The organism is Actinomyces sp. 2119, assembly GCF_003591215.1.
In the GTDB taxonomy this organism is placed as follows: Bacteria; Actinomycetota; Actinomycetes; order Actinomycetales; family Actinomycetaceae; genus Actinomyces; species Actinomyces lilanjuaniae.
This window is the reverse complement of sequence record NZ_QYRR01000003.1, coordinates 264795-291785: the sequence shown is the minus strand read 5'-3', so window position 1 is coordinate 291785 and position 26991 is coordinate 264795. Positions and strand designations below refer to the sequence as shown.

Annotated in this window: 19 protein-coding genes and 1 riboswitch; of the genes, 11 read left to right on the top strand and 8 right to left on the bottom strand. The window is 70.6% G+C overall.

What is annotated here, in order from left to right:
- The first annotated feature begins 70 nt into the window (after positions 1–70).
- From sucC to purN, 4 genes are all read left to right on the top strand, one after another.
- Entirely contained in the window at positions 71–1306 is a 1236-nt protein-coding gene (gene sucC / locus D4740_RS04995; protein WP_119835833.1) for an ADP-forming succinate--CoA ligase subunit beta, read from the top strand.
- On the top strand, positions 1303–2241 hold the full coding sequence (gene sucD / locus D4740_RS04990) for a succinate--CoA ligase subunit alpha (protein ID WP_119835832.1): 939 nt from the start codon (positions 1303–1305) through the stop codon (positions 2239–2241). The genes sucC and sucD overlap by 4 nt, the downstream gene beginning before the upstream one ends.
- Positions 2238–3602 (top strand): DUF6350 family protein, encoded by a 1365-nt coding sequence (locus D4740_RS04985; RefSeq protein ID WP_119835831.1) that lies wholly within the window; start codon positions 2238–2240, stop codon positions 3600–3602. Before sucD ends, D4740_RS04985 begins: the two co-directional genes overlap by 4 nt.
- A 129-nt stretch (positions 3603–3731) precedes the next feature.
- On the top strand, positions 3732–4460 hold the full coding sequence (gene purN, locus D4740_RS04980) for a phosphoribosylglycinamide formyltransferase (protein WP_243106935.1): 729 nt from the start codon (positions 3732–3734) through the stop codon (positions 4458–4460).
- A 98-nt stretch (positions 4461–4558) separates the two neighbouring features.
- Here the strand turns inward: purN and D4740_RS04975 are convergent, their stop codons facing one another.
- Positions 4559–5779 (bottom strand): polymorphic toxin type 15 domain-containing protein, encoded by a 1221-nt coding sequence (locus D4740_RS04975; protein ID WP_182911340.1) that lies wholly within the window; start codon positions 5777–5779, stop codon positions 4559–4561.
- A 192-nt stretch (positions 5780–5971) separates the two neighbouring features.
- Complete coding sequence (locus tag D4740_RS13425) at positions 5972–6790, bottom strand: GAD-like domain-containing protein (protein WP_119835829.1); 819 nt, start codon at positions 6788–6790, stop codon at positions 5972–5974.
- Between the two features lie 176 nt (positions 6791–6966).
- A riboswitch (ZMP/ZTP riboswitch) is annotated at positions 6967–7055 on the top strand.
- Between the two features lie 26 nt (positions 7056–7081).
- On the opposite strand from D4740_RS13425, the gene purH reads away from it, so the two are divergent.
- The 3 genes from purH (at position 7082) to D4740_RS04955 (ending at position 10802) form a co-directional block, all read left to right on the top strand.
- Positions 7082–8869 (top strand): bifunctional phosphoribosylaminoimidazolecarboxamide formyltransferase/IMP cyclohydrolase, encoded by a 1788-nt coding sequence (purH, locus tag D4740_RS04965; protein WP_396027226.1) that lies wholly within the window; start codon positions 7082–7084, stop codon positions 8867–8869.
- Between the two features lie 53 nt (positions 8870–8922).
- On the top strand, positions 8923–9222 hold the full coding sequence (locus tag D4740_RS04960) for a DUF3017 domain-containing protein (RefSeq protein ID WP_119835828.1): 300 nt from the start codon (positions 8923–8925) through the stop codon (positions 9220–9222).
- Between the two features lie 173 nt (positions 9223–9395).
- On the top strand, positions 9396–10802 hold the full coding sequence (locus D4740_RS04955) for a dicarboxylate/amino acid:cation symporter (protein ID WP_119835827.1): 1407 nt from the start codon (positions 9396–9398) through the stop codon (positions 10800–10802).
- A 69-nt stretch (positions 10803–10871) separates the two neighbouring features.
- Here D4740_RS04955 and D4740_RS04950 read toward each other — a convergent pair whose 3' ends face one another.
- Both D4740_RS04950 and D4740_RS04945 read right to left on the bottom strand, forming a co-directional pair.
- Entirely contained in the window at positions 10872–12836 is a 1965-nt protein-coding gene (locus D4740_RS04950; RefSeq protein WP_310732067.1) for an ABC transporter ATP-binding protein, read from the bottom strand.
- Between the two features lie 8 nt (positions 12837–12844).
- The gene (locus tag D4740_RS04945; protein WP_119835826.1) at positions 12845–14608 is read right to left on the bottom strand and encodes an ABC transporter ATP-binding protein; all 1764 of its coding nucleotides are present in this window, start codon (positions 14606–14608) and stop codon (positions 12845–12847) included.
- A gap of 345 nt (positions 14609–14953) precedes the next feature.
- Here D4740_RS04945 and D4740_RS04940 point away from each other — a divergent pair, with 345 nt between their 5' ends.
- Positions 14954–15940 (top strand): malate dehydrogenase, encoded by a 987-nt coding sequence (locus tag D4740_RS04940; protein ID WP_119835825.1) that lies wholly within the window; start codon positions 14954–14956, stop codon positions 15938–15940.
- Between the two features lie 551 nt (positions 15941–16491).
- On the opposite strand, the gene D4740_RS04930 is transcribed toward D4740_RS04940, so the two are convergent.
- Complete coding sequence (locus D4740_RS04930; RefSeq protein ID WP_259390682.1) at positions 16492–18120, bottom strand: hypothetical protein; 1629 nt, start codon at positions 18118–18120, stop codon at positions 16492–16494.
- Between the two features lie 314 nt (positions 18121–18434).
- Here D4740_RS04930 and D4740_RS04925 point away from each other — a divergent pair, with 314 nt between their 5' ends.
- The 3 genes from D4740_RS04925 (at position 18435) to D4740_RS04915 (ending at position 22796) form a co-directional block, all read left to right on the top strand.
- Complete coding sequence (locus tag D4740_RS04925) at positions 18435–20618, top strand: hypothetical protein (RefSeq protein WP_119835823.1); 2184 nt, start codon at positions 18435–18437, stop codon at positions 20616–20618.
- Positions 20615–21634 (top strand): hypothetical protein, encoded by a 1020-nt coding sequence (locus D4740_RS04920; RefSeq protein WP_119835822.1) that lies wholly within the window; start codon positions 20615–20617, stop codon positions 21632–21634. Before D4740_RS04925 ends, D4740_RS04920 begins: the two co-directional genes overlap by 4 nt.
- 172 nt (positions 21635–21806) lie before the next feature.
- A complete protein-coding gene (locus tag D4740_RS04915; RefSeq protein ID WP_119835821.1) occupies positions 21807–22796 on the top strand; it encodes a tetratricopeptide repeat protein in 990 nt (329 codons plus the stop codon).
- Between the two features lie 155 nt (positions 22797–22951).
- Here the strand turns inward: D4740_RS04915 and D4740_RS04910 are convergent, their stop codons facing one another.
- The 3 genes from D4740_RS04910 to D4740_RS04905 all read right to left on the bottom strand — a co-directional run bounded on the left by D4740_RS04910 (position 22952) and on the right by D4740_RS04905 (position 26722).
- Positions 22952–23161: a hypothetical protein gene (locus tag D4740_RS04910; protein WP_119835820.1), complete on the bottom strand. Its 210-nt coding sequence runs from the start codon at positions 23159–23161 to the stop codon at positions 22952–22954.
- 17 nt (positions 23162–23178) lie between these two features.
- Entirely contained in the window at positions 23179–23784 is a 606-nt protein-coding gene (locus D4740_RS12695; RefSeq protein ID WP_147392844.1) for a hypothetical protein, read from the bottom strand.
- 571 nt (positions 23785–24355) lie between these two features.
- A complete protein-coding gene (locus D4740_RS04905; protein WP_119835819.1) occupies positions 24356–26722 on the bottom strand; it encodes a glycogen/starch/alpha-glucan phosphorylase in 2367 nt (788 codons plus the stop codon).
- Positions 26723–26991 lie beyond the last annotated feature (269 nt).

The window sequence follows — 26991 nt, the reverse complement described above, 5'->3', positions numbered from 1 at the left end:
GACGAGACCGCAACGATCGAAGAGACCGCAGAGACCACTCGGAGACACCGGAGAGGTAAGGACCAGCCGCATGGATCTGTACGAGTACCAGGCTAGGGGACTGTTCGGCTCCCACGGCGTCCCGGTTCCCGGCGGGGTCGTCGCCACTACGGCGGACCAGGCGGAGGCTGCCGCCCGTGACCTCCTGGGGGAGGGGGGCGGCCTCGTCGTGGTCAAGGCCCAGGTCAAGACCGGTGGGAGGGGTAAGGCCGGGGGCGTCAGGCTCGCCCGCAGTCCCGCCGAGGCCCGCTCCCACGCCGAGGCGATCCTGGGCATGGACATCAAGGGGCACGTGGTGGGCAGCGTCCTGGTCTCCCAGGGTGTTGACATCGCTGAGGAGTACTACGTCTCCATCCTCCTGGACCGCGCTCGCCGCCAGTACCTGGCCATGTGCTCGCGCGAGGGCGGCATGGAGATCGAGACCCTGGCCCGGGAGCGTCCCCAGGCCCTGGCGCAGGTGCCGGTTGATCCCCTGGAGGGGCTGACCCCGCAGGTAGCCGACAGGATCGTGGAGGCAGCGGGACCCTTCCCCGGGGAAGTCGCCGCCCAGGTGGCCCTGACCGTCACCCGTCTGTGGGAGGTCCTCACCGCCGAGGACGCGACGCTGGTCGAGGTCAATCCCCTGGTGCTGACCCCTCAGGGGGAGGTCCTCGCTGTGGACGGCAAGGTCACCTTGGACGACAACGCCCGCTTCCGCCACCCCGGCCACGCCGACCTGGCCGACGTCGGTGCGCGCGACCCGCTGGAGGACAGGGCCAGGCAGGCGGGCCTCAGCTATGTGCGCCTGGACGGCCAGGTCGGCGTGCTGGGCAACGGTGCCGGGCTGGTCATGGCCACCCTCGACGTCGTCGCCGCGGCCGGGGCGAGGCACGGAGGCATGCGGCCGGCGAACTTCCTGGACCTAGGAGGTGGTTCCTCCGCACAGGCTATGGCTGCCGGCCTGGAGGTGGTCGCCTCCGACCCCCAGGTGCGTGCCATCCTCGTCAACGTCTTCGGGGGCATCACCTCCTGCGACACGGTGGCCGAGGGCATCGTGTCGGCCGTGGAGACCCTGGGCGGGCTGCCCAAGCCGGTGGTAGTGCGCCTAGACGGCAACAACGCGCCTCTGGCGCACCAGATCCTGGAGGAGGCCGCCATCGACGGCGTCACGGTGGCAGGGACCATGGACGGGGCCGCCGACCTCGTCGCCGCTGTTGCCGAGCAGAGTGCCGGGCAGGCTGCGGCCGCGCCTGCCGGGAGGACCCGAGCCGAGGAGGCCAAGCGATGAGCATCTTCCTGACTGAGGCCGACCGTGTCGTCGTCCAGGGCATGACCGGCTCCGAGGGGCGTCGGCACACGGCCCGCATGATCAGCGCGGGCACCAGGGTGGTCGCCGGGGTCAACCCGCGCAAGGCGGGCACCACCGTCGCCTTCGACGTGGCGCCTGTCGGCCCCGGGGCGGGGCGTGTGGTCGCCGGGACGCTCGAGGTCCCTGTCCTGGGCAGCGTCGCCGAGGCCCGGGCCTCCACCGGCGCGGAGGTTAGCGTGGTGTTCGTACCCCCCGCCGCCGCCAAGGACGCCGTGACCGAGGCCGTGGACGCCGGGGTGCGTCTGGTGGTCGTCATCACCGAGGGGATCCCCGTGGCTGACGCCACCTGGATGTGCGCCTACGCCCGGTCCAGGGGGGTTCAGGTCATCGGCCCCAACTGTCCCGGTATCATCTCCCCCGGCCGCTCCAACGTCGGTATTACCCCGCCCGACATCACCGGCCCCGGCCCTGTGGGCCTGGTCTCCAAGTCGGGCACCCTGACCTACCAGCTCATGCACGAGCTGCGGGACCTGGGCTTTACCACCTGCATCGGTATCGGCGGGGACCCGGTGGTCGGCACCACCCACATTGACGCCCTGGAGGCCTTCGAGGCGGACCCGGACACCAAGCTGGTCGTCATGATCGGGGAGATCGGCGGGGACGCGGAGGAGCGCGCCGCTGACTACATCAGCCGGTCCATGACCACCCCGGTTGTCGCCTACGTCGCAGGCTTCACCGCCCCTGAGGGGCGGACCATGGGGCACGCCGGCGCTATTGTCTCCGGCTCCTCGGGGACGGCGCAGGCCAAGAAGATCGCTCTAGAGGCTGCGGGCGTGCGGGTGGGCGAGACACCCAGCCAGACCGCTCAGGTCGCCAGAGACCTCTACCGCCAGATGCTGGGCGAGCAGGCGTGAGCCCCCGGCGCCTGCGTCCTGATGACTGGGGCTGGGCAGTGCGCGCCGGGGTCGAGTCGGCGGCGCTGGGGTGGGTCCTGGTCGTTCTCCTCACCGTCCTGGTTTTCCTGGCGACCTCCAGCCTGGACGCCACCGCCGCCCTGACCACCGGTGACGCCCTGCGTACCGGAACGGCCCTGTGGAGCCTGGGCTTCGGGGGGTCTCTGGGCTTGTCCCAGGCGGACAGCGGCGTCCTCAGCCTGCCCCTGACGGGTCTGACCTTGGCGCAGGCCGCCTGGACGTGGAGCTGTGTGCGCCGGGCCGACCTGCGCGGTCCCGTCTCCGGTGCGTGGACCGTCGTGTCGGCGGCGGTCGTGGCCGGGCTGGCCAGCCTGGCGGGACCACCGGGCTCGCGCACCTGGCCCGCCGTCCTGGGACTGACTGCTCTAACTGCCGTGGTGGTGGCGGTCCAGCTGCAGCGGCGTGGTCGGGGGTCTCAGAGGCTGTCCGCCTGGTGGGACCGCCGCCCCCACTGGGTCTCCCCGGGCCTGTCCCTGGCACGGGGCGCGGCGGTTGCCCTGGCTGTCCTCACTGCCGCGGTCCTGGTGGTGGCGCTGGTCTCCGGTGCCGGGCGGGCCTCACGCCTGCACGACACGCTGGCTGGCGGCGGGATCGTGTCCACCGTCGGGCTGCTCGTCCTGCAGGCAGGCTGGCTGCCGACGGCGGGTGTGTGGGCCTGCTCCTGGCTGGTGGGCTCCGGCTTCTCCGTGGGGACAGGCAGCATGTTCTCCCCGGAACGGGTCGCCGCCGGTCCTGTCCCATCGCTGCCCCTGCTGGGGCTGCTGCCCACGGCACCGGTGGGGAGGGTGGGGCTCTACCTGCCACTGGTAGTCACGGTGGCGGCCATGGTGGTCGCCTGGAGACGGCGGCACGTCCTCAGCGCCCTGCGGGTCAGGTACGCGGTAGCGGCCTCCCTGCTGGCCGGGACGGTTCTCGCCCTGACCACGGGGGTGGCGTGCCTGGCCGCCTCCGGCTCGGTGGGGCCCGGTCGCATGGTCGACGTCGGTCCGCAGACCGGCTACACCGTCCTGCTGGTCTTTCTGGAGGTCTCCGTGGGCCTGGGGGCTACTGCGGTGCTGACACACCCCTACACCCGGACCTGGGCTACCGAGGCGGTGTCGGGGACCACCCAGGCGGCCAGCGACGCGCGCCACCGGGTGGAGGCGCGTCTGGGGTCGGCCGTGGGCTCCGGACGGTACCGGCACGCTGCCCATCCGTCCGCACCGTCCCGTGATCACGGGCGGCAGGAACGAACCCCTCAGACGGAGACGGCCGTCGGGGAGCCCGGGGAGCCGGGCAGCGGCTCCGGCTCCCCGGAGTAGGCAGGGGTGAGGCGGAGACCGAGCGCGTGTACAAGTACTGCACCGCCCCATCAGTTCCGCCGGGGCGAGCAGGGGCCGTGCCTGGGCGGGAGCGGGCGCAGGAGGTTGCCTGGCGGATACACTGCTGCGGTGGGAACCAGGATGGCACCGTCGGCGACGCCCGCGGCGGCAGAGTCTGAGGCGGCAGCACCAGGCACAGTCTGTGACAGGACCGGTCCCGTGCTACGGCGTGCCCGGCTGGTGGTCCTGGTGTCGGGAGCAGGTTCCAACCTCCTGGCGCTGCTGGAGGCCTGCGAGGAGCCCTCCTACGGCGCCCAGGTAGTGGCGGTGCTTGCTGACCGCGCCTGTGCCGGGTTCGATCACGCCGCCCGGGCGGGCGTGCCTGCCCAGGTGGTGGCGCCCGGAGACTTTCCCGACCGGCCCCACTGGGACCAGGCCCTGGTGCGTGCCGTGACCGCCTGGGAGCCGGACCTGGTGGTGTGCGCGGGCTTCATGCGCCTGCTGGGTCCCGGCTTCCTGGAGCGCCTTCCCGGTCGTGTCGTCAACACCCACCCCTCGCTGCTGCCAGACTTCCCCGGCGCTCACGCCGTCCGCGACACGCTTGCCGCCGGTGCTGACCGTTCCGGCGCCACCCTGTTCTGGGTGGACGAGGGGGTGGACACCGGTGAGCACATTGCCCAGGTGGAGGTGGAGGTCCTGCCCGGGGACACCGAGGCGACCCTCACCCAGCGGATCAAGGCGGCCGAGACCCCCCAGCTGGTGGCGCAGGTAGGGCGCCTGGCGCGTGAGATGGTGCGGGGAGAAGGTCTCCAGGGAGCAGGCGCCGGGGCCGACCCGGAGGTTGCCCAGGACGTCTAGGGCCAGTGACAGCAGGTCGTGGGGTGTCTGCTCATCCAGCTCACCACCCACGGGCAGGGCGGCCGGTTGTTGTGGTGGGTGCAGGTCCGGGTCGGGTTTTAGCGGCCTAGGCCGTGGTTGCGTCGGTGTTTTCTGGTGGGGGTCTGGCGTGGGGTGGGGGGCTCCTGGGTTATTCGGGCGGCTCGGGCCTTGACGTCGGCCAGGACCTCCTCGGGGGTGATCTTGTGGCCCGGCCTGCCCGCCTGGGGCTGCTGGCCTGTCTGGGGCTGGGCCTGTGCTGGTGGTGTTCGTGCGGCGGTGGTGGGCGGGTGGGGGAAGGAGGCCTCGCGCAGGCTGGCGGTGCGGGCGGGGCCGGTCCCGGCGGGTGCCTCCCGCGCGGCCCGGGGCTGGTTGCCCTGGCGGGCCGGCTGGGCCACTCGGGCCTCGATGTCGGCCAGGACCTCCTCGCGGGTGATCTTGTGGCCCGGCTGGCCCGGCCCGGCCGGGGTGGCGCCCGTCCGTGTGGGGCCTGGCTGGGTGGTGGCGGGGCCGGGCTGGCCTGGCTGGTGGGGCTGCCCGGCCCCGGGCCGGGTCGTGGCCGAGGGCGCGGGCTCCTGTGCCCGGGTGGGTGGGTGCCAGGGTGGGTGGCCGGTGGCGATGGTGGCGGCGACGTGGGCGGGGGTCCAGGGTGGCCCCCGGGGGCTGGTGGCGTCCCTCTGGGCCTGGGTGCGCGGCTCCAGGTGGGTGCGCCCGTGTCGCAGGTCCTGGGCCCGGTCGGGGGGGCCAGTCAGCACCGCGCGCACCAGCAGGCGCACACGCGGCCTCCGGTCGGCCGGGACGGCCAGGGCGGCCTGCTCCAGGACCGTGGCCACGGGAGGCTGCTGGCCGCCGACGGAGGAGTTGACCGCCCCGTGGCCCAGGGAGGGCCAGCCCTCGGCGGTGGTGGCGGGCTGGGAGGGGCCGAAGGTGACCTGGTCGGACTCGTGGAGCACCACCAGCGCCCGGTCCACCTCAGCCGCCCTGGCCGCAGCCTCCTCGTCGGAGAGGTGGTGCACACGAGTCAGGTCGCCCACGACCTCGTCCATGAACTTCCTGCGCCTTTTCCTGGTTGCACTGGAGGTGGGCTGGCGGCCCTGGGCGCGGTAGGTGCGGATGCCCTCCAGCAGACGCTCCGCCGACAGCAGGGACAGGGCCGAGAGCTGGCGGTCGAGCTGGTGGGTGAACTCGGAGGCCAGGACCCGGGTGGAGTCGTGGTGGCCGGTGTGGAAGAACACCTCCACCGGGACCCGCGAGTGCCACGCCAGCGGGCTGTCAGGCGCCGCAGCAGACCCCTCCCACACCAGCACCCCCTGGCCACCGGCCCGCCCTGCCGGGGGTGAACATGTCCCCGGCCACCAGGGCGGAAGCGGAAGCCGCGCCCCCGTGGCCAGGGGCCGGGCCACCACCACCGGTCCCGCCGCCAGGCGCAGCGGGGCCAGCGGCGGGGGCGGTGGGGCTCCCGCGCCTGCGCGACCAGCGCCACCGCCTGGGCGTCACGACCCCGCCCCCGGGCCACCGGGACCACTGGCGCCCTCACCCGGCGTGCCCCCGGGGCCACCAGAACCGCCCGGGCCGTCTGCGGCGATGCTGGCGGCGACCTGCGCGGCTGCGGCGGAGAAGTCCTGCTCCAGGACGTGGTCCTGGGCCTGGGCCAGAAAAGTAAGGTGCGCGACCGCGTCCTCGATACCGACCTGGTCCAGGCTGACCCTCCCGGTGAGGCAGTAGGCGGGGGTCAGCCCGTAGACCTGGTCAGCCCCCAGCACCCCCAGGTTGTCTATGGCCCAGTCGGCCACCAGCACCCCGGTGTCGTCGTCGTCCAGGTCCTCCGACGCCGAGACCAGGGTGGTGGCCCCCATGCGCTCACGCATCACCGGGTCCGACATCCTGGCCGCCTTGCCCGCATGGGGGCGGAGCCACCCCATCACCGGGGTAACAGTCAGCGCGGGTCCGGAGACCTCCCCCCACAGCTCCATGTCACCCGTCGCGGAGCGGGCCAGGCACCACCACCGCTGGCTGGGGAACGGCACAGGGGTTCCCTCCAGCCACGCCTGGACCACCGGCGCCCACCGGAAGGGGTCAGTGAACCACCACCGCCCCTGCCCGAACCCGTCGAACCCGAACCTCTCCCACAGGTGCAGCACCGAGGCCGACAGCACCCCACCGAAGTACTCCAGGTGCTCGGCGGAGGCGGGGGCACCCACACCCATGGGCAACCACCCCCGGTGCCCCAGCGCGTTGTCCATCAGGGCGTCCACCCACTCCGGGGTCGCGTGCAGCCACCCCTGGTACCACTCCTCCTTGCTCATCCGCATAAACCAAACCGTAACCACCACCACACCACCACAACCCCCAGGCACGAGACCCGCCCCAGGCACCCCCAGACAGGGGCACCCCCACACGACCCACGCCCCGCTAGGCGCCAGGACCACGGCACCGTGTTATGACCCGGTTCCGGACCTGTGCTGAGAGGTGGTGAGCAGGTACAGTGTGTGGTGGCCGTAACTGGCGAGGGTGGGCCACCACCGGGGAGCGGCCTGGTCCGTCGTGGAGGGGACGTCGTCCGCCTGGGCGTCCCGCCAGCCCCCTGCCCCAGGAGCGCCCCCGTGAGCACCCAGGCCCCCACCACTTCTGCCACCACCGCCCCGATCCCGACCGGCCCTGATTCCAGCCCGGTGCGGGCGGACGACCCCGACCTGCTACCCGTGCGCCGTGCCCTGGTCTCGGTCTACGACAAGACCGGTCTCGCCGACCTGGCGACCTGCCTGGTGAAGGCCGGTGTCGAGATCGTCTCCACGGGCTCCACCGCTGCCGCTATCGTCGAGGCAGGCCTGCCCGTCACCCCGGTGGAGGAGGTGACGGGCTTCCCGGAGTGCTTGGAGGGACGGGTCAAGACCCTCCACCCCCGGATTCACGCAGGCATCCTCGCTGACCGGCGCAAGCCTGACCACCTGGCCCAGCTGGAAGACCTCGACGTCACCCCCGTCGACCTGGTGGTGGTCAACCTCTACCCCTTCATCGACACGGTGGAGCGCGGCGCACCCTTTGACGCCTGCGTCGAGCAGATCGACATCGGCGGGCCTGCCATGGTGCGCGCCGCAGCCAAGAACCACCCCGGGGTGGCCGTGGTGACTGACCCGGGACGCTACGCCGAGGTCGCCCAGGCGCTCACCGCCGGGGGATTCACCCGCTCCCAGCGCCGCAGCCTGGCTGCTGCCGCTTTTGCCCACACCGCAGCCTACGACGCCGCCGTCGCCACCTGGATGTCTACCCAGGTCCAGCAGGACCAGCGGGAGGAGGACAACCCTGGGAGAGCTGAGTCTGCTGAGACAGCTGTGGCCGGGGACGGCGGGCACGCGCAGGCGCGCGCGGCCCTGCCCGCCTACATCGGGGCGGGCTATGAGCGCCTGTCCTTGCTGCGCTACGGGGAGAACCCCCACCAGGAGGCCGCGGTCTACCGGGCGCCGGGGGCTCGCGGCGGGGTCGCTGGTGCCCGCCAGCTGCACGGTAAGGCCATGAGCTTCAACAACTACACCGACACCGACGCGGCCCTGCGTGCCGCCTGGGACCACGGCCAGCAGGTGTGCGTAGCCGTGGTCAAGCACGCCAACCCATGCGGGATCGCCGTGTCGGCCTACGGCGACGTGGCTCAGGCCCACCGCCGTGCCCACGCCTGCGACCCCGTGTCTGCCTACGGAGGGGTCATCGCCACCAACGCCACGGTCACGGCAGCGATGGCCCAGCAGGTGCGTCCTGTCTTCACGGAGGTTGTGGCCGCCCCTGCCTTCACCGACGAGGCGGTGGAGATCCTGTCCGCCAAGAAGAACCTGCGCCTGCTCGTCGTCGAGCCCCCGCAGAGGGAGGGCTACGAGATCAGGCAGGTCTCCGGCGGTGCCGTGGTCCAGCACCGCGACGTCCTGGACGCCCCGGGCGACGACCCCTCCTCGTGGACCCTCGTGGCGGGCGAGCCGGCTGGCGACGCCGTCATGGACGACCTCCTCTTCGCCTGGCGCGCGGTACGGTCCGTACGCTCCAACGCCGTGCTCCTGGCTCGCGGCGGTGCCACTGTCGGGGTCGGCATGGGCCAGGTCAACCGGGTTGACTCCTGCAGGCTGGCCGTGGAGCGCGCCAACACCCTGGGACAGGGCGGGCAGGAGGTCCCGGGCGCAGGCGCTGAGGGTGCTCCAGGCGCTGCCCCCGAGCGGGCGCGGGGGTCCGTGGCCGCCTCCGACGCCTTCTTCCCCTTTGCCGACGGCCTCCAGGTGCTCCTGGACGCCGGGGTACGTGCCGTCGTCCAGCCGGGAGGCTCGATCCGGGACCAGGAGGTCATTGAGGCGGCCCAGACGGCAGGAGTGACGATGTACCTCACCGGTGCCCGCCACTTCTCCCACTGACTCTGCCCTGCTCTCCCATGGCCTCCACCGGGGCGCAGCCGTAGACTGCAGTCGTGGCACAGCAGGAGCATCTCAGGCAGGTTGGGCACAAGGAGCCCTACAGCACCGTCGGGGTAGTGCTGGTGGCCCTGGGACTGGCCGTCGTACCCGTGCTGACCCTCCTAGGGCAGCGGCTCCTGGCGGTCCTGTGGCTGGCTGTGGGGATCCTGGTCCTGGCGCTGGTGCGTCTGCGGCGCCCTGAGGGCAGCTGGCTGGCAGCCCGGGGGCGTGTCTTCGACGTGGCCTTTGGCACGATCCTGGCCGGGGCGCTGCTTGCCTTGGCCCAGTACGTGAACCTTCCCCGCCTTCTGTGACCTCTTCTTCAACTGCCTACGTCCTGTGACGCAGCCCGCGCTCACGGCCGGGCGGATCACGCAGTGAGCGGACCACCTTGTGGGCGTGAGGTGCCGCAACCTCTTCGGTGTGGCAGTCTGCCCCCGTCACTGACGGCCCGACCGTCCTCCCTGCCCTACCGGAAGGTCCTCACATGTCTGAGCCCACTCCCGCCCGCTCTGGTGAGTCCCGAGAGCCGGGGCGCGAGAGCAGGAACCTGCTGACCAGGGGAGGCATCCTGGTCTGGGTCCTTCTTGCCATCATCCTGGCTCTGCTGCTGGGCTCTGCCACGGTTGGTGGCCGACACCTGGTCCCGGCCCAGGTCGGCAACGTCTTCGTCACCTTCTCCGACCTGTTCAGCCAGTTCCTGAGCTTCTCTATCCCCCTTATCATCATCGGCCTGGTCACCCCGGCCATCGCCGACCTGGGGCGTGGCGCGGGCCGGTGGCTGGGGGTTACCGCCGCCCTAGCCTACGGCTCCACACTCTTCGCGGGGTTCCTCACCTACCTGGTCTGCGCCGCCGCGCTGCCCTCCGTCCTGCGGCGAGGCTCGCTGGACCAGGTCGAGGAGCCCGGAAGCGCCCTGTCCAGCTACTTCACCGTGGAGATGCCGCCGGCGGTGGAGGTCATGACTGCGCTGCTGCTGTCCTTTGTCATCGGGATCGGCCTGTCCATGGTGCCCCGGGGCGTGCTGCGCAAGGGCTTTATCGAGTTCCGCGCGATCATCACCCGGCTCATTGAGCGGATCATCGTGCCGCTGCTGCCGCTGCATATCTTTGGTATCTTCCTCAACCTCACCTACACCGGAGAGGTGTGGGACATCGTGAGCACCCTGCTGCGTGTGGTCGTCGTCGTGCTCCTCCTTGAGGTGGCCATCCTGGGCACCCAGTTCCTCGTCGCCGGTGCTGTCAGCCGCAGGAACCCGCTGAGCGCCCTGGTCACCATGCTTCCCGCCTACCTCACCGCCCTGGGCACGGCCTCCTCGGCTGCGACCATCCCCGTGACGCTACGCCAGGTGCGCCGCAACGGCGTGTCGGACGCCGTCGCGTCCTTCACGGTCCCGCTGTGCGCCACGATCCACCTGGCGGGCTCGACATCCAAGATCTTTGCCTTCGCCTACGCGATCGTCCTGACCCAGGACATCGAGGTCTCCGTTGCCCAGTGGGCGGGGTTCATCTTCATGCTGGGCATCACCATGGTGGCGGCCCCGGGTGTCCCCGGGGGCGCCATCATGGCTGCCACGGGACTACTGTCCTCCATGCTTGGCTTCAACGAGGAGCAGGTGGCGCTGATGATCGCCACCTACATCGCCTTGGACTCCTTTGGCACGGCCACCAATGTCACCGGTGACGGCGCGATCGCCCTGCTGGTCAACCGCCTGGCGGGCGGGCGCATCGGGGCCGAGGCGGACCCGGCCAACGCCCGGGAGCTGTCCTTCGACGGGATGGCCTACCTGGACAAGGTCAGCGTGGAGGGCGTTGTCAGCCCCGAGGAGCTGGAGGCCTCCGCCCGCGTGCACAGTCCCGCCCAGGCGGTGGACGCTGCCGCTGGGGGTGAGTAGCTCCTCACCGGCGGTCCGTAGTCAGCGGCCTCGGTAACCTCGAACCTGGCTAACCTCGGGCCAACCTGGCTAACCTCGGGCCAACAGAGTGCGCAGCGGCCCGTCCACCTCCAGCAGCACCGAGGGGGAGCCCTCCTGGACGACCTTTCCGGCGTCCAGCACGACGACGTGGTCCGCCTGTACCGACTGGCGCACCTGGTGGGTAATCTCCACGACTGTCGCCTCAGGAAGGTAGCGGCGTATGCCCGCCCGGACCCGGGCCTGTGTCTGCGGGTCCAGGTGTGAGGACAGCTCGTCGAGCACGAGCAGGTTCGGGCGGGCTAGAAGCGCCCGGGCCAGGGCAAGCCGCTGCCGCTGGCCACCCGAGAGGGTCTCACCACGCTCACCCACAAGAGTGTCGTAGCCGTGGGGGAGGGCCTCGACCTCCTCGTGGACGCCAGCCGCCCGGCAGGCCTCGCGGACCTCCTCGTCGCTGGCTGAGGGGGCGGCCAGGCGCACGTTGTCGGCCACGCAGGCGCGAAACAAGTGGGCGTGCTGGGGGACCAGCGCCACCTCCTGGTACAGGGAGTCTGTGCGCAGGTCACGCACGTCGATGCCGTCAATAAGAACGCGCCCGGTCTGGGCGCTTCCCGGGCCCAAGGGCTCGCAGCGCAGGACCAGCATGGCCAGGGTCGACTTGCCCGAGCCAGAGGCTCCGACCACGCAGGTCCACCTCCCGGCCCTGGCTCTCAGGCTGACGTCGTTGAGTGCGGGGGCTGCTGCGGGGGCTGCGCGGGACATGCGGCCTGCGTCAGCTGTGGGTGCGGCGCGGCCGGGCAGGACGCTGCCACCTAGGCTGCCGGAGCCGCTGGTGCTGTCCAGGGCAGCGCAGGCAGCAGGGTAGGTGTAGCTCACCCCCTGCCACAGGACCTCGTGTGAGATGCCGCTGCTGAGCTCCCGGGTACCGTCGTGGCGCTCGACGGGGGCGTGGACCACCTCCCAGACCCGCTCGGCGGAGGCAAGAGCGGGAGCCAGCGCGCTGACGAGCGCCTCGGCCCCCTGTGCTGTCCCGGACAGCCGCAGGACCGCGGCTGCGGCTGCGGCCAGGGCCGGGACGCTGACGGAGCCGGAATCGACGTTACCGGCTCCTGCAGCCACGACGACCACCGGGGCGGCGAGGCCCAGCACCTGGCTGGCACCCCGCCTCAGCGAGGCCCACGTGGTGGAGGGCCGCAGGGCGGAGGCGACGTTCGCGTCCAGGGCCGCCAGCTGTTCCAGGCGCTGCCGCTCACGGCCGTAGCCGACGATGTCGCCCATGGCCTGGACGGTGTCCTTGACATGGTGGGTGAGTGCGGCCCGCTGCCGGGAGGCCGCCCGTGAGGCCCGCACCGAGGCCCTGGCTCCCAGGGCAGGGACCAGGACTAGCTGGGCAGCCAGGAGAGGCAGGACCGCCAGGGCGACCACCCACGACGTCGTCGCACTGACGACGACCAGCACGGCTGCAGGAACGACGAGTGCCGACACCGCGGGAGCGAGCGTGTGGGCGAAGAAGACCTCGATACGGTCGATGTCCTTGGTGGCGCGGGCCAGCAGGTCGCCAGAGCGCGATCCTGCGGACAGTCGGGGCGCGCGGGGCAGGAGGGCGCGGAAAAGCTCCGCCCGCAGCAGCTCCAGTGCCCTGAAGGCCACAAGGTGCCCGAGGAACTGCTCCGCGTAGCGCAGCGCAGCCTTGAGCAGGGCCAGGACGGCCATGGCGGACACGATCGCCCATGCTGACCGCAGGGCTCCAGGTGCACCGGTGCGCGACAGGTGCACGGCCGCGTCAGCGACGGCGTAGGCGCCTAGGGCCAGCAGGGCGGCGCCTGCCAGGAGGCTGACGACCCGGCACACGACGGACCTCAGTAACGGCCGCAGGACGGGGCGGGTCACCTCCAGGAGCCAGCGCAGCAGGACCCGTTGCCCGGGCGGCCGCAGGCTGCTGGTGCCCCGGGCAGCCCCGGCTGGGCTGGCTGTGCTCGGTGGACGCGCTGGACCTGTCGGAGCTGTCAGACTCACGGGGTCTCTCACCGGGTCTCCTCCTGTGCCTGCTGGGGCCTGCCTCCGGTGACGACGAGGACCCGGTCTGCCCCGGCCACGGCGCCCTCGCGGTGCGTCACCGTCACGACCGCACGCCCCGGCGCCATTGTCTCCACGGCCGCCATGATCGCAGCCTCGCTGGCGAGGTCCACGTGGCTGGTGGGCTCGTCAAGGAGGAGGACGGGGCGGTCCGCCAGGACCGCACGGGCTAGTGAGACGCGCTGGGCCTGGCCGCCCGACAGCCCCAGGCCCCCCTCACCGACCTGGGTCGCCAGGCCTGAGGGCATGCGGGCCACCTCCTCGGCGAGCCCCACCTCCTCCAGCGCCCGCCACATCTGCGAGGGGGTGGCGTCAGGTCTGGCCAGCTGCAGGTTGTCCGCGATCGTCCCGGTGAGCAGCCAGGTCGTCTGGGCCACCCGGGCCGAGGCCTGCCGCACCTGCTCCTGGGTGGAGGCCTCCAGCCTGGTCCCGTGGACCACCACGGTCCCCGCGCTGGGAAGCAGGTCCCCGGCCAGCACGGCCAGCAGGGTGGACTTACCTGCGCCCGAGGGGCCAACCACAGCCACGTGCTCTCCGGCTGAGACGACCAGGTCGGCGTCGTGCAGGACCGGCTCGGTGTCCCAGACCGCCTCCACGCCCCGCAGGAGGATCTCCGCCTCAGGATCGTCGTTGGCCTCGCGCGCAGCAGTGGGCTCGTCACCGGTCCCACGCGCAGCAGGCTCGCGCGTGCAGGTGGCGGGATCGGCCGGTACGGCCCGCCTGAGGCCCCCTGCTGGCCGGGAGAGGATCGCGCGCAGGGACCGCTGGTTGGCCCGGCCGGTCAGGCCGACGTAGAAGAAGGCCCCGACGTGGTCCAGCGGCTCCAGGAGCGCGTAGGAGGTCAGGACGACGGCCAGGGCGTCTCCCGTCCCCAGCGCCCCGGAGGCGAGCCTGCTCAGGGCCAGCGCCGTGGCCGTGGTGACAAGGAGCAGGGAGAAGAGGCCGTCGGTGACCAGGATGACGAGCTGGTTGCCCGCCAAGAGCTGCATGAGGGAGCGCCGGTTGGCCTCCCCGGTGGCGGCCAGCCGTTGGCTGGTGCGCCGTGCCGCCCGGGACAGGGTCAGGGTGGTCAGGCCCTGGATCGCGTCAAGGTAGTCGGCGGCAAGACGCAGCCGGGCGTCGCGGGAGCCGGAGGAGGAGGTTCTCAGCCGGCTGTGGGCCAGGGCGATGACGGCAGGGGTCAGGACCACCATGGCGGCCAGGACCAGGGAGACGATCGTGTCCACCGCCAGGGCCAGTTCGGTGAGGACCAGGAGCGGGGCCAGGAGGGAGGCTGCCGCCGGGGCGAGGAAGGTCTGCCGGTACCGGGCGACGCGCTGTGCGCCGTCAGTCAGTAGGGACACGGTGGCGCCGCTGCGGTCCTCAGCCGTACGAGCCGGACCCAGACGGAGCAGGTGCCCCAGGACCAGCTGGCGCAGGTGGGCCTCCTCGGTGGTGGCGCTGGAGCGGGTCACGTGCTCGGCGCCAGCCCGCAGCCCACCCGCCAGTGCCGCAGCAGTGAGGGCCTGGGACACCAGGTGGGACCAGACTGTGCCATCGAGCAGGGCTCCCAGCGCCCAGCCTGTGGAGATGAGCGCCCAGCCTGTGGCCAGCGAGGCCAGGAGGGACAGGAGGAGGGAGACTACATAGGCATGCCTGCCAGCGGGTGAGGAGATGGGCGGACCCGGGGAGCCCGGGCGGGGCAGGCGTGGCAGGAGGCGGGCAGCAGGCATGACGATCCTGGGGGGAGGCGGAACTGTGGGGCGAGGCGGTGAGGCGGTGACGGGTGGTGTGGAGCGGCTCGGTAGGAGACGTACTACCAGGGCTCACGATAGAACGAGGGGAGCGCGGGTGCGGGCTGGGAGCGCCTTGTCTTCCCAGGCGGTCGGGGACAAGCAGGCAGTGGGTCCCGGCGTTCCCCCTCGCGGGGACCCCGGTTCGTCCCAGGGGCCGGAACAGGTGGTGACAGTCACGAAACGCCTGGACTGAGGTGTCCAGGCCTGCGCGACGTCATAGCGTTGGCTCAGCAGGACTGCTGCCTGCGGTTCGAGCCGACACACGTCTCAAAGGAGTCCTTGATGGCCAACGCCCCCGTCAACATCACCGTCACCGGTGCGGCCGGCAACATCGGCTACGCGCTGCTCTTCCGTATCGCCTCCGGCGCCCTGCTGGGCCCGGAGCAGCGTGTCAACCTCCGTCTGCTGGAGATCCCCCAGGCTGTCCAGGCCGCTGAGGGCACCGCTATGGAGCTCTTCGACGCCGCCTTCCCCACCCTGGGGTCCGTCGACATCTTCGACGACCCCAAGGCTGCCTTCGAGGGTGCCAACATCGCGTTCCTCGTCGGCTCCATGCCTCGTAAGGCCGGGATGGAGCGTTCCGACCTGCTCTCCGCCAACGGCGGGATCTTCGGCCCCCAGGGCGAGGCCCTCAACGCAGGCGCGGCTGACGACATCAAGGTCCTGGTAGTAGGAAACCCTGCCAACACCAACGCCCTCATCGCCGCCTCGCACGCCCCGGACATCCCCTCGTCCCGGTTCACCGCCATGACCCGCCTGGACCACAACCGCGCCCTCGCTCAGCTGGCGACCAGGGCGGGTGTCCACGTCACCGACATCGACAAGGTCACGGTGTGGGGCAACCACTCCACGACCCAGTACCCCGACCTCACCCAGGCCACCATCAAGGGGGCGCCCATCCCGGAGATCCTGGCTGACCGCGCCTGGGTGGAGGAGGACTTCATCCCCACCGTGGCCAAGCGGGGCGCGGCCATCATCGCCGCCCGGGGAGCATCTTCTGCCGCCTCTGCCGCCTCTGCCGCCATCGACCACGTCCACGACTGGGTCCTGGGAACCTCGGGCTCCTGGACCTCTGCCGCGGTGATGTCTGACGGCTCCTACGGGGTCCCTGAGGGCATCATCTCCTCTTTCCCCTGCACCTCCTCCGGCGGGGAGTGGACAATCGTGGAGGGCCTGGAGATCGACGACTTCTCCCGGAGCCGTATCGACGCCTCAGCGGCCGAGCTGGTTGAGGAGAAGGACGCCGTGGCGGGAATGGGCCTTATCTGACACCACCTGGCACCATGCCTGACACGGGATCTGACACACGGCAGCCTGAGGTGCTTCGGCGCGGTCCTGTGTCAGCCTGTGTGGCAGGTCCTGTGCTAGATCTTGGTCCATGGCACGCCGCAGCTCTAAGCGTCCCTACGGGCGCGACCACGTTCCGCTGGACATGACTCGTCTCTCCTCGCTCCCGCGTAGGCAGACAGGCCCTGGCGGAGCCGAGTTCACCGTGCGCCACGTACGAGGAGGGGACAAGTCCTACACGTGCCCCGGCTGCCACCATCAGGTCCCGGCGGGAACGCCTCACGTGGTGGCCTGGCCCAGCCAGTCGCTCTTCGGTGCGGAGCGGGGCCTGGAGGAGCGTCGGCACTGGCACACGTCCTGCTGGCAGCGTGGGCTGTGGTAGCGCAGGGCGGCACAGGCGCATAAGAAGCAGTGCGAGCGTTAAGGAGATCCTGGCCTTCCCAGCACGTGACATGGGGGCGCTGGCAGCACCCGTACGGTGCCGTCGACGCCCCCATGTCGCACCCCCTCCCGGCACAGCCGGAGGTGGGCGCCTAGCGTCGGCTTCTGCGCCGGGGGGAGGAGCCCGGCCGTTCTGGCGTCTGTCGTGCTCCCTGCCCTCGGCCGCCCTGCGAGTGCTCCCGCTCGGAGGAGCGCTCAGAGGCGCTTACAGAACCGGTAGCTGCTGCGGTCTCAGGCTCCTCACTGTCCCTGTCCCCGGCACTGTCCTGGGCAGCGCTGCCCGCGACAGTCCTAGCCCCAGAGGAGGACTCGTCTGCCTCGGCGGTGTCGGTGGTAGTGGCAGCGATTTCGGGGTCGGCGTCGTCGTGGCTGCTCGCGACCTCGCCGTTGGCCTCCCCGTTGGCCTCACTGTCGTCGTGCACCGTCGTCCCCGCAGAGGTCTCCCGGGAGACCAGGGCGGGGGCCTGGGGCAGGGAGCCGCCCAGGACGCCGCGCATCTCAGCCAGGTAGGTGGACACGGAGTCACGCTGACGCTCGAGCTCCTCAAGCTGCCGACTGGCGACGGTGGCGGTGACGTCGGCCTCCGCGCGGGCGTCGGCGACGATCTGCTCCGCCTCCAGGCGGGCCTGGGCGATAGTCTCCTCAGCCTTGGCCAGTGCCTCCTCCTGCCGGGCGCGGGTCTCCGCGTCGGTACGGGCGCGTACCTCCTCCGCCCGGGACAGGGCCTCCTGCAAGCGGGTCTCCGCATCCTGGGCCTGCGCCTGGGCCTGCTCCTGCATCTCCTGGATGCGCTCCCTGGTGGCGTCGTGGGCGTCAGAGTCCTCCTGCGCGGCCGCCTCGTGGGCGGCCGCAATCTCCAGGGTCGCCTGCTGCCTGAGCTCGGTGGCCTCCGCGCGGGCCGCCGCGGCCTCGTCGGCTGCGGTGCGCCGCAGGGTCTCCGACTCGGTGCGCGCGGAGGTGAGGATCTCCTCGGCCTCACGGCGCGCCTTGCCCAGGGTCAGCTCCGCCTCCTGCTTGGCGTCGGAGACGATCTCCTCGGCGGTAGCAGCCGAGGAGGTCCGCAGCTCGTCGGCCTCGGCGAGCGCGGCGTCGCGCTGGGTCGTGGCGTCGCGCTCGGAGGAGATGGCGATCTCAGCCGCCTGCTTACGGGCCTGGGACAGGATGAGGGCTGCCTCGCGCTCTGCGGAGGCCCGTAGCTCGGTGGCGGCCGACTCCGAGTCAGCAGTGATCTGGGCCGCCTTGCGCTCCGCGGCGGCGACCAGCTCGCGGGAGCGGGCGTCAGCGTTGGCCAGGGTGGTGGAGGCCTCGGTCTCGGAGCGGGAGCGCAGCTCGCTGGCCTCACGGCGGGCCTCAGCCAGCATCGTGGCAGCCTCGGAGGCGCTGCGCTCCGACAGGTTCTTGGCGTTGGTGCGGGTCCGTGTCAGCAGCGCGTCCGCCTCGGCGTTGGCCTTGGACAGGACCGAGGCGCTCTGCTCCTCCGCGCTGCGGAGCAGCTGCTCGATCCGGGAGCCCAGGCCCGCGTAGGTGGGCTTGTCCGACTCCCGGAGCCGACGCTGCGCGTCCGCCAGCTCCCCCGCAAGGGTCATTGCTCTCTGGTCCAGGCTGGCGACCTCGCGGCGGGCGTCAGCCAGCTGGCGGTTCAGGGTGTCGATACGCTGGTCAACCTGGGCGCGGTCATAGCCGCGCATGGTGATGGCGAACTCGCTGAGCTCCTCGGGCACGTCTTTCTCCTCCTGCCGGGCGGTCAGGGTCACCGCCACACCTCCAAGCGTAGCGAGGCGACGGCTCGACGTGCAGACCCATCGGAGACGACGTGCAGGCGCAGCGGGGCTACCTGTACCTGGTGCCCAGGCCGCTTCGCTCAGCGCGTGGATTCCTGTGATCTTGCCGGGTCCTACCAGCGTCGCGGCAGCGGTCGTGCGATTCTGTTCCTCTGCTGGCGCCCGGGTGCGCTGGCAGCGGCTGAGGACCTGCGGGAGAGCCCCGTGGGCCTGAAGGTCCGCGTCCGTGTCCGCGAGCAGAGGAGATCCACGTCGTGAGGCGACGTATCGTGAGCGTGATCGTGACCGTCCTCGGACTGGTGGCCATCGCCCTGGCGGTGTGCTCCGCCACCATCTGGAGGCCCAGTCCGACGGTCGAGGCCACCCTGGCCAGCAGCCCGACCCAGCCCTACCTGGTCACCGAGCCCGGGGTCCTGGGGACTGTCAGCTCTGAGGTCACGGTAGAGGCGAGCGCGCCGGGTGACTCTGAGGTCACGGTGATCGTCGCCCGGGCGGCTGACGTCCAGGCCTGGCTTGACGAGGACCCCTACGTGTCGGTGACCGGGCTGGCAGAGGGCTCCGAGACCCTGGAGTCCACCGACGTGACTGAGGTGTGCGGCGACGAGGCCTCCTCCCAGGACGCTGACCAGACCGCAGAGCCGACCCAGGGGGCCAGTGCGGATGCCTCCGCGCAGGCCTCGGTGCAGGAGTCAGGCTGCGTCCCCCGGGAGGCGACCGGTAGCAACCCGGTGGGCTCCGACCTGTGGATCGACGAGCACACAGGGACCTCCAGCGTCAGCTTTACCTACTCGGCCACCAACGCGCACAACGTCATCCTCGCGGTGACGGACGGCCAGGAGGCGGCGCCGACGCTGACCCTGAGCTGGCCGCGCACCGTGTCCACACCCTGGTACTTCTACGCGGGGCTCGTGGTAGGCGGGCTGCTGGTCCTGGTTGGTGTCTTCCTGTTCCTCATCGACATCCAGATGCGCCACGCCGACAGGCGACGTCGCTCCCAGGCGGCTGAGAAGGCCGCGCGGATCGCGGTTGCGGACGAGGTGACCACGGCCGGGCTGCCCCGCCTCGATGACCCCAGCCGCAAGCTGACCCGCCGCGAGCAGCGTGACAAGGAGAGGGCTGAGGCCGCTGGGCTGGAGTGGGTCGACCCGCGTACCGGGCGCGTCCACGTCAACGGTGTTGAGGTCCCCGACGTGCCGGGAGCCCAGGAGGCCTGGGGGGCGCAGGACGCCGGGCAGCCAAGTGAGCAGCCTGGTGACGCGGCGGGCCTGCCCGGGGTACCTGGGTCGACAGAGGCGGTCTCTGGGTACTGGGACGGCCAGGCCTGGGGTGGCCAGGCCGTTGCCGGGGTCGATGAGGTCGCAGGTGGCGCGTCCGTGGGTAGCGGTGAGGAGACCGTGGTTGTCCCCGCCGTCCCAGACGCTGGCTCGGCCGACGTCGCTGGTGCTGGCCCGGACCTTGACCCAGTTGGTGCCCCTGACGCGGGGGTGGACGTCGAGGCGGAGGCTGAGACAGGCCCCTGGACCTCCTCGACCTCCCGCTTCGCCCCGCCAGGGGCAGGAGCCTTCCAGCCCGCGCCGGGGGCTGCGGTGCCTGCGCCTGGTGAGGAGGCGGGCGGGGAGGCGGCTGACGTATCCGCCTTCACCTTTGACCCGGCGGCAGTCCCCGGGGCTGTTCCCCCGCAGGCCCCGCAGTCCCAGGACGCTGTAGGGCCGGTGACCCAGGAGGACGCTCCCCAGGCATGGGGCCAGGCGGTGCAGGACAGTGCCCCTGAGCCGTGGAAGCAGGCGGTCCCGGGCCAGGAGCCTGTGTCACCTCCGATGCCGGCTACGGTGCCCGACCTACCGCAGGACCAGCGCCAGGAGCAGGAGTACCAGGGTCAGCAGGAACCCGGACAGGTACCCGGGCAGCCGCAGACATGGGACTGGTCGCCTGAGCCGGGTATGTGGGGCTGGCCGGGACGGGAGGGCAGTGGCTCCCAGGTGTCGCAGGTGCCGCAGGATCCCCAGGTGCCGCAGGACTCGTACGTACCGCCGTACGGCCAGCCCCAGCAGTCCCAGGTGTCCTACGGTCAGCCGCCGCGCGAGCTCAGCCTTCCTGAGCCTTCCCCCGAGCAGCAGGCTGGCTGGGGTCCGGAGCCCGTGACCCAGGAGTGGCAGCCGCAGGGTGAGGGGGCACTGCCGGGAGCCCAGCCCTGGCAGCTCTCGCCTCTGGGGACAGGGCAGCAGGCTGAGCCTGACGCTGCCTCTGGTCAGGTCGTCCCCGAGACTGGCCCTGGTCGACCTGAGGCCCGGGCGATGAAGGCGCCGCTTCCGAGCATGACGGGTCCCCAGGCTGAGGCTGAGGACCCTGCAGTGACCGCCGAGGTCGCAGCGGTCCAGGCCGAGCCCGTCGCGCCCTCCTCCGACGAGGCGGCGCCCAACCACGAGGAGCAAGCATGAGTACCAGCCGTCGTGCCCTACTGACAGGTGGTGCGGCCTCCGCCGTCGCCCTTGCCCTGGCCGCCTGCGGGCAGGACCAGCCGGCGGTGACCCCGGAGGTAACTGAGAGCGCCGTGGCCGAGTCGGTGCTGAGCGCCGAGAGGCTGACTGAGGTGCTGGAGCGCATCAAGAAAGGTATGGACGCCGCGGACAAGGAGAAGAACCCCGATCTCCTGTCCGGCTACGTCAATGGCCCCGGGGTCAGGGTCCGTCAGGCCCAGTACTCCCTGGCCACCGCCACCGAGGACGACTCCCAGGTCCACGTCCTCCCGGCTACGACGAGCCAGACGAGCTCGGCTGGGGTCACCCTGGACTTCCCGCGCGTGGCGATCAACGTCACCGACGCCTCTGATGACGTCGCCCCCTACCTCATGGCCCTGCAGCAGGACACGGCGCGGGACAACTTCCAGCTGTGGGCCTGGGTGCAGCTGTTTGCCGGGGCCGAGGTACCTCCTATCGCCTCTCTTGCCGGCGGCTCCGAGCAGGTGGTCGCCGACAGCGACGGCCTGGTGTCCACGCCGCAGGAGGTCCTAGACTCCTACGTGGGCGCCCTCAACGACCCTGACGGCGAGGACGGGAAGGCCTGGGCGGACGACGCCCTCCGCCAGAAGGTGGAGGCGGACCGCGCCATCGACCTCGGTGAGGTGGGCGAGGTCTCGGTGTCCGCCTCGGCAGGCAGCGACGGCTTCCTGGGACTGCGTACTGACGACGAGGGAGCCATCGTGGTGACCACCCTGTCCTACACGACCACGCTGAGACGGACAGTGGACGGTTCGGAGGTGACGTTGCAGGGTCCTGTGGCGTCCATGGTGGAGGACCCCTCGGTGATCGGGACCGTGACCGCTACCTACGAGGCCGTGGTGGCCTTCGCCATCCCCGTTGAGGGCTCTGACAGCAGTCCTGTGGCCCTGGGTGCCGAGGCGGTCCTGGCGAAGGTGGAGCGTGACGACGACCAGGCTCCCACTGCCCAGGACTAGTCACGTCCAGGTGAGGCAGGAGGGGGCTCCCGCTTGGCCCTGAGCGGAGATCTGCCCGGGCACAGGCCCGGGCAGCGTCACGGTGACACAATAGTCCGGGCTGCGCGCAGGAGCGCGCGTCCCTGTCAGTAGTCGGGCACAGTCGGGCGCTGCCCGGGGAAGGCTGTCATCCATGTCCATGTTCGGTGCTGTCGACCTGTCTAGCCTGGTCCCTTCCGGCGGCTCATCCGGGGCACCCGCCCCAGGAGCCTCAGGGTCTGGGAGTGCAGCAGGCCCCGCAGCCGCAGGCCGGTCCCCGGGGCAGCCTGGTGCCACCGAGGCTGGCGGGGGACTGCCTCTGCCGCTGGTCGTTGACGTCGATGCCTCCACCCTGCGTGAGACGGCTGAGCTCAGCACCCGGGTCCCGGTGGTCGTCGTGCTGCACACGCCACGCAGCCAGGCCTCCTCCGACCTGGCCGCCCTGCTGGCGCGTCTGGCCGAGGACTACGCGGGTCGGTTCCAGGTGGCCCGGGTGGACGTGGACGCCGCCCCTGAAGTCGCCCAGGCCTTCCAGGCCCAGGCGGTCCCGGCTGTCCTCGCCCTGCTGGCCGGCCAGCCGGTGCCCCTGCTCCAGGGCGGTGCCACCGAGCCCCAGCTGCGTGGCGTGCTGGACCAGGTGCTGGAGGTGGCTGCGGCAAACGGCGTTACCGGGACCATTGCCGTCAGCCCTGATGCCTCGGGGGCCGACCAGGCACCTGCCGAGGCTGAGGAGACCGAGGTGGAAAAAGCCGCCCGGGAGGCTATCGAGGCCGGGGACTTCGCGGCGGCGGAGGAGGTCTACACCCACGCTATCAACCAGAACCCGGCTGACGACAGCCTCCGGGCTGCTCGCAACCAGGTAAGGCTGATGGCCCGCATGGACGGTCAGGACCCGCAGGCCCTCCTGGCTGCTGCCGACGCTACTCCCCAGGACCTCCAGGCCGTCCTGGCCGGTGCGGACGCGGCCCTGGCCCTGGGCGACGTCAACGCCGCCTTGGGGCGTGTCCTGGAGGCGGTGCGCTCCCACACCGGTGAGGAGCGGGAGGAGGCCCGCCTGCGTGCCCTGGAGCTCTTTGAGGTCATTGGTGCCACCACCCCGGAGGTCGCCCGCGCCCGCCGCATGCTGGCCAGCCTCTTGTACTGAGAGCCGCTGAGTGCTGCGGGGCTGAGACTGAGTCCCTGCCCGACACCGGTCCCTGCCCAAGGCGCGGTCGTGGCGATCCTGCCTGCGGCGGGCTAGGCCCTACCTAGTGCCCGGGTCCAGAGGCCTGTGTCTGCTGGGATCTGCCCCCAGGAAGGTCAGTGCTCCTGGTCGCTGGGCAGGTCCTGGTCGTCCTGACTGCTGCGTCGGCCTGTGCGCAGAACCGCCTCTGCGCCGAGGGCGCCTGCCACGAGGAGGAGGATCAGGACCAGGTAGAGGACGGTGACTGGCGTCGCGACGTCCCCGACCAGGGCGGAGGCCTGCAGGACGCCGCTCACGGCGAGGCCGACGACGCAGGGAAGGCGCATGCGCCTGAGGAACCTGTTCACCGGCACCCCCGGGACCCACGCTTGATCTCGCTTACTGTGAGCCAGTAGTGGACTTTGATGCAGTTTCCATGACTGTAGTAGCTAGCTGCGTGCGCGGCCCAGTTGCCCTCAATAGCGGCTCCAATAACAGCAGGGGCCCCGACTCCAAGTGCAGCAGCAATACTATATAGCTCAGCCCACGTGGCTCCTTCCCGTGAGAGCGAGTCGGTCTCGGCCCGGTTGAGTACCCACCCAGTTCGAGTCCATATCTCAAAGGAGACGATGTCGCCGGTCAGGTCATTCGGCCTCCCTGCCTGACCGCTTTCATCTCGACTAAGAGTGTAGCGATGGCTGCTACCGTCAACGGTGTCGGAGAAGGAAACAACTGCCTGCTTCCCATCGTCACTATACTCGACCGTGGGCTCGGTAAACCTGGCAATGTAGTCTAGCGCGGCCTGCAGGGTCTCCTGCTTGTCAGGAGCGTTCTCGGTGCCGACGTCTACGCTGGTGGGTGGCGATGTTGGTTGGGCTGTTGCTGTGGCGGCACTGGCGAGCAACAGGGCTGTGCAGGCGGCTGCCGACAGCCTGGTGACCAGGCTGTGCCTCATGGTGGTGGTTTTCATGGTGGTGGCTTCCTACTAAGACTGGACGTTGTCTGGTGGCGTATCTTGTAGGCCGGTATCCCGGAAATGCTGTGAGCTCTCGCTTGTCCCGTGGTAGACAACCTGCACTGCCATAGTGCTTTCTCCTGCTGTGGTATGTCAACGGTCTCAGGTTCCCTTAAGGCGGGTGGACCCGTCGATGAAAGGTTTCAGTGGTGAGATTCTCCCGTGTGCGCTGAAGCGGCTCGGAGGTGTCTAGCACTCATGAGGCGCAGCAGGGGGGCGGATGTCTGCGGTAAGAGCCGAAGAAGACGGAATACTTGGTAGAAGTCTGTGAGGAAGTTTCTGGGAGAAAACTTGCTGAGTGTCTTCTGGTAGTGGCGGCCTCAATCCGCTGCGTGAGCGGGCGTGGCCCCGGTCCCGACGCGTGCGGGCCGGGGCAGGCGTCCCTGAACGCCCAGCCCGGCGGAGACGACGAGGCAACAAAGAAGAGGCAACGGAAACGTCAGAGGACAACACGGTGCCGTGTTGTCCTCTGACGTTTCCGTTGCCTGAGGTTGCGTGAGCGGGCGCGGCCCCGGCCGCCCAGTGCTTAGTCCACCGGCGTGGGCTCGATCTTCCACACCTCGCGGGCGTAGTCCTGGATGGTGCGGTCGGAGGAGAAACGGCCCGAGCGGGTGATGTTGACCCAGGCGCGGCGCTGCCAGGCCCTCTGGTCGGCGTGGTCGGCAGCCATGGCGTCCTTCTTCTCGCGGTAGGCGGCAAAGTCGCCCAGCACGTAGTAGACGTCGGCGGGCTCGTAGGAGGGCTCCAGGAGGCTGCGGCGCAGGTCGGCGAACCATCCGGACCCGTTGTCGTCCAGGGTCCCGTCGGTGAAGGCGTCCAGCACGCGCTTAAGGCCGGGGACGTTCTCGTAGTGCCACACCGGGTCGTAGGTCTGGCGCAGGGCGGGCAGCTCGTCCTCGGTGGCGCCGAAGATGTAGGCGTTGTCCTCGCCCACGGCCTCCAGGATCTCCACGTTGGCACCGTCCAGGGTGCCCAGGGTCAGGGCGCCGTTCATCATGAACTTCATGTTGGAGGTCCCGGAGGCCTCCTTGCCTGCGGTGGAGATCTGTTCGGAGACGTCGGCCGCCGGGATGATGTGCTCGGCGGGGGAGACGTTGTAGTTGTGGATGAAGACCACCTTGAGGGTCTGGGAGACCACCGGGTCGTTGTTGACCAGCTCGGCCACGGCATTGACCAGCTTGATGACGCCCTTGGCCCGGATGTAGCCGGGAGCGGCCTTGGCGCCGAAGATGAAGACCCGCTTGGGGACCTCCAGGCCGGGGTCCTGCTTCATGCGGAAGTACAGGTCCAGGATGTAGATGGCGTTGAGCAGCTGGCGCTTGTACTCGTGCAGGCGCTTGATCTGGACGTCAAAGATCGCCTCAGGGTCGATCTCCACGCCCTCGCGGCTGGCTACCCAGGCGGCGAAGTCGGCCTTGTTGGCCTGCTTGACCTCGCCCAGGCGGTCGTAGACCGACTCGTCAACGGCGTCGGTGTAGTCCGCCAGCACAGTGAGGTCCTTGACCCAGGCGTCGGAGCCGGTGACCTCGTCCAGGAGGTCCGCCAGGCGGGGGTTGCACTGGCGCAGCCAGCGGCGCGGGGTCACCCCGTTGGTCTTGTTGTTGAAGCGCTCGGGCCAGATGTCGTGCCACTCACCCAGGGTCTCGCGCTTGATGATCTCGGTGTGCAGAGCAGCCACGCCGTTGATGGAGTAGGAGGCGTAGCAGGCGATCCAGGCCATGCGTACCGAGCCGCCAGCCAGAGGGGCCATGTAGTCGATCCTGCCCTGGTCCAGGCCGCGGCTGGCCATCTCCAGGCGGAAGCGGCGGTCGATCTCCCGGACGATCTCGGCGATGCGCGGGAACAGCCGGTCGAAGATGGACATCTCCCAGGTCTCCAGGGCCTCCGCAAGAACCGTGTGGTTGGTGTAGGCGAAGGTCCGGGTCACCACGTCCCAGGCCTGCTCCCAGGAGAGGTGGTGGACGTCCATGAGCTGGCGCATGAGCTCGGGGATGGCCAGGACCGGGTGGGTGTCGTTGAGCTGGATGGAGTTGTAGTCGGCAAAGCCGGTCAGGTCCTCGCCGTGCTGGTCTACGTAGTTGTCCACGATCTGCTGGAGGGAGGCTGAGCAGAAGAAGTACTGCTGGCGCACCCGCAGGACCTTGCCCTCGTAGGTGGTGTCGTTGGGGTAGAGGACTCGGGAGATGTCGGCGATATGCTCGCGCTCGACGATGGCGTCGGTGAAGCGCTGGGAGTTGAAGGCCTCGTAGTCGAACTCCTCCACCGGCTCAGCCTTCCACAGGCGCAGCGTGCCCACGTTCCTGGTCCCGTAGCCGGTGACAGGCATGTCGTAGGGGATGGCGCGCACGGTCATGTCCTGATAGCGGACCAGGCGCTGGGCCTCCTCGCGTCGGATGACGAAGGGGTAGCCATCCTCCATCCACGGGTCGGGGTGCTCGGTCTGGAAGCCGTCCTCGAACAGCTGCTTGAACAGGCCGTAGCGGTAGAGGATGCCGAAGCCCCACACCGGCAGGTCCAGGGTGGCGCAGGAGTCCAGGAAGCAGGCGGCCAGGCGTCCCAGCCCGCCGTTGCCCAGGGCGGCGTCGGGCTCCTGCTCCAGGACCTGGGAGAGGTCCTGGCCGAAGGCGCCCACCGCCTCGCGCGCCTGGTCCACCAGCCCCAGGTTGGTGAGGTTGTTGAGCAGCGCCCGTCCCATGAGGAACTCCGCGGAGAGGTAGTGCTCCATGCGTCCGGCGCGGTACTTCTGCTGGGTGGCGTACCAGTCGTCCGCGATCGCGTCGACGACGGCGGCGGACAGTCCCTGCCAGACCTCCATGGGGGTGGCGGCGTCGGCGGGACGACCGGAGACGGCGCGCACCTGGGCGGGCACACTCGTGACCAGGTTCTGAGTCATTGCTTCTTTCCTCGTCGGGGCACATGGACCAGCAGCCGCGCACAGGCGGCGGCAACGCCTAGAAGCCTACCGCGCCAGGCGGCCCCAGCGGCCGGGAGGGCGTGTGACGAAGCGCTGAACGGGGCCGTACCGCCCCGGTGCGGGCGTACCTGGGGGCGGCTGGCGGAGGTCGGCTGGGGCTGCCCAGACCCGCAGGGCTGCGCAGACGGCCTGCGTCGTTTCCTTGGCTGTCACCGTGAGCGCAGTATCCTTGTACGGGTACGGGCGGT